This window comes from Actinomycetospora aeridis (assembly GCF_037400275.1).
Classification (GTDB): domain Bacteria; phylum Actinomycetota; class Actinomycetes; order Mycobacteriales; family Pseudonocardiaceae; genus Actinomycetospora; species Actinomycetospora aeridis.
The window spans coordinates 1-592 of record NZ_JBBEGL010000031.1 but is presented as its reverse complement, the minus strand read 5'-3'; the positions used below and the strand labels follow the sequence as shown (position 1 = coordinate 592).

The following is a 592-nucleotide window of genomic DNA, read 5'->3' as shown; positions in this document are numbered from 1 at the left end:
TCCCCGACGAGGTCATCGACGAGCAGGCCATCGTCTGCTCCGACGTGTTCCCCACCGGCTGGTACGGCGCTCGCCTGGCCGAGGTCGGCCGCGGCGACACCGTCGCCGTGTTCGGGGCCGGCCCGGTCGGACAGCTCGCCATCGCCTCGGCCTGGAAGCTCGGCGCCGGCCGCGTCCTCGCCGTCGACCAGGTCCACGACCGGCTCGAGCTGGCCCGCGGCCAGCACGCCGAACCCGTCGACTTCTCCGCCGAGGACCCGGTGGAGGCCCTGCGCGATCTGACCAACGGCGTGGGCCCGGACCGGGTCATCGACGCCGTCGGCGTCGACGCCTACCCCCCGCCGTCCGGTGAGGCGTCCGAGGAGGAGCAGCGCGAGGCCTCGCAGGGCGGCGAGCTCACCTGGCGGCACGGCACCCGACCGTCCCAGGCCGCGCGCTGGGCGGTGGACGCCGTCGCGAAGGCCGGCACGATCGGCGTGATCGGGGTCTACCCACCCGGCTTCGACGCCTTCCCCATCGGCTCGGCGATGAACCGCAACCTCACCGTCCACCTCGGCAACTGTCCCCACCGCTCGGTGATCCCACCGCTGCT

The 592-nt window shown here is 74.3% G+C and carries 1 protein-coding gene; it reads left to right on the top strand.

Features of this window, described 5'->3' with window-relative positions; translation table 11 throughout:
• Positions 1-592, top strand: a 592-nt coding sequence (locus WCD41_RS31040; RefSeq protein WP_337719127.1) for a zinc-binding dehydrogenase, incomplete at both ends; no start/stop codon positions are given.